This is a genomic window from Aeromicrobium sp. PFPM2_SD2, assembly GCF_057364525.1.
In genome coordinates this window covers 1-2146 of record NZ_JBNFNZ010000421.1, presented here as the reverse complement: position 1 = coordinate 2146, position 2146 = coordinate 1, and the positions used below count along the sequence as shown (strand labels likewise).

Annotated in this window: 1 protein-coding gene, 2 pseudogenes and 1 riboswitch; of the genes and pseudogenes, 1 reads left to right on the top strand and 2 read right to left on the bottom strand. The window is 74.3% G+C overall.

The window, feature by feature from the left end:
* Both AC2W7G_RS14530 and AC2W7G_RS14525 read right to left on the bottom strand, forming a co-directional pair.
* A pseudogene (locus AC2W7G_RS14530) lies at window positions 1-369 on the bottom strand (iron chelate uptake ABC transporter family permease subunit); the annotation flags it as partial.
* Between the two features lie 100 nt (window positions 370-469).
* Window positions 470-1462, bottom strand: a complete 993-nt coding sequence (locus AC2W7G_RS14525; protein ID WP_485869065.1) for an ABC transporter substrate-binding protein — start codon at window positions 1460-1462, stop codon at window positions 470-472.
* 55 nt (window positions 1463-1517) lie between these two features.
* A riboswitch (cobalamin riboswitch) is annotated at window positions 1518-1699 on the bottom strand.
* A 50-nt stretch (window positions 1700-1749) separates the two neighbouring features.
* Here AC2W7G_RS14525 and AC2W7G_RS14520 point away from each other — a divergent pair.
* Window positions 1750-2146, top strand: a pseudogene (locus AC2W7G_RS14520) (nitrite reductase); the annotation flags it as partial.

Sequence of the window (2146 nt, the reverse complement as noted above, 5' to 3'; positions counted from 1 at the left end):
GCCGCGAGCCCGAGCACGAGCACCAGGGCCAGCAGGGCTCCGGCGAACCGCGCCCGCCCCGACGAGCGCGGACCCGACGAGGCCGGCGACCGAGACGCCCAGGACGATCACGCTCACCGCCCCGACCGCAGCGCCGCCGGAGATGCCCAGCAGGTAGGGGTCGGCGAGGTCGTTGCGGGTGAGGGACTGCAGCACGGCCCCGCACAGCGCGAGACCCGCGCCCGTGGCGGCAGCGCCCAGCACCCGGGGCAGCCGGAGCTCCCACACGATGCGGTCGTCGAGCACCGACACGTCCAGGCCCCCCACGCCGAGCCGGCGGGCGACGACCTCGAGCACGGTCGCGACGGGCAGGTGCACCGAGCCGATCATGAGCGCCAGGACCATGGCCGCGACGAGCAGGGCCGCCATGGCGGCGACCCCGCTCGCGTACCGGACCCGGAGCGTGCCCGCCGCTCCCTGCGCTGCAGCATCAGGACGCGTTCAGCTCGCTCAGCTGGTCGGCGACCGCCTGCGCGCCGTCGGCGAGCCGGACGCCGGGCGTCGACTCCGAGTACGGCAGCGTGACGAGCCGGTCCTCGCGGACGGCGCGCAGCTTGCTGAGCACGGGGTCCTTGCGCAGGAAGGCGATCTTGTCGTCGGCCGACGACCACGAGGCGTCGGCGAGCACGATGACGTCCGGGTCGGCCTTGACCACCTGCTCCCACGAGACGTCGGCCCAGCCGCCGTCGAGGTCGGCGAACAGGTTGGTGGCGCCGACGGCGTCGAGGATGACCTGCGGGCCGCCCTCCCCGGCCCCCGCAAGGGCGGTCTTGTCGCCGGAGTCGAACCAGAACACGTCGAGACCCTCGCCGGCGCGCTGCTCGGCGAGCTGCTCCACGACGGCCCGCTGCTCGTCCTCGATCGCGTCCGCGCGGTCCGGCACGCCGAACACGGTGGCGACGTCGTGCACCTCCGCCCAGACCGAGTCGAACGAGACCGGCGCCTTCTGCCCGTCGTCAGGGCAGCCGAACGGCGACAGGTAGGAGCCGACACCGAGCTCGTCGAGCTCGCGCTGGGTGCCGGCGGCCGCGTCCTCGAAGGCGCTCGCGTACGAGCCGTAGACGAAGTCCGGCTCGGCGGCCAGGACGGTCTCGTGGTCGGGGTACTCGGCCGAGAGCACGTCGACCGACTCGTAGGCGTCGGCGTACTTCGACGAGACGGCGTCGTCGAGGTACGCGGTGCCGGCGAGACGGTCCTGCAGACCGAGCGCCAGGGCGACCTCGGTGGCGCCCTGGTTCATCGTGATGGCCGCCTCCGGGGCCTGCTCGACCGTCGCGGTGTGGCCGCAGCTGGTGACGTCGACCGGGAAGCCGTCCGAGGCCGGCGCCGCGTCCGCCTCCTCGGTCGGTGCGCCCGCGCAGGCGGACGTCAGGAGGAGCGCGGCGGTGGCGAGCAGGACGAGGGGACGGGCGGGAGTACGCACGGTGGCGGTCCTTCGAGGTCGGGGCTCGTTCGCGAAGCCCGGCGGAACCTGGCGGCGGTCGCCGCAGGTGCCAGCAGGTCTTCGGACTCGGGATCGTCCGGACGAGGCGCCTTCCCGGACCGTCGGTCCAGTGACTTTCGTGCCCCGCCCGTCACCCATACCGCTGCGCGTCAGTCCCGGACTCTCACCGGGTTCCCTGGCTCATCGCTGAGTTTGACTGGCAGGAGGAACCTAGCAGCCCCCAGCGGGGTACGGGAACCGTCTCGGACGCCTGGCACCATGACCGCGTGACCGAACGGACCCGCCGCGACCTGTGCCCCGGCCTGCTGCGTCCCTGGATCGCCGACGACGGCGCGCTCGTGCGCGTCCGCGTGCCCGGCGGGAGCCTGCCGGTCGACGCGCTGGCCGGGCTGCTCGCAGTGGCCGAGCGGCACGGCGACGGTGCCGTCCACCTGACCAGCCGGGCCAACCTGCAGGTGCGAGCGATCGCGCACGACGACGGCTGCCTGTCCGACGCCGTGGTGGACGCCGTCATGGCGACGGGGCTCATGCCGTCGGCGTCCCACGAGCGGGTGCGCAACGTCATGGCGTCGCCGCTGACCGGACGCACCGGCGGACGCGTCGACCTGCGCCCGGTGGTGCGCGAGCTGGACGCGCTGGTGTGCGCCGACCCGGCCCTGGCCG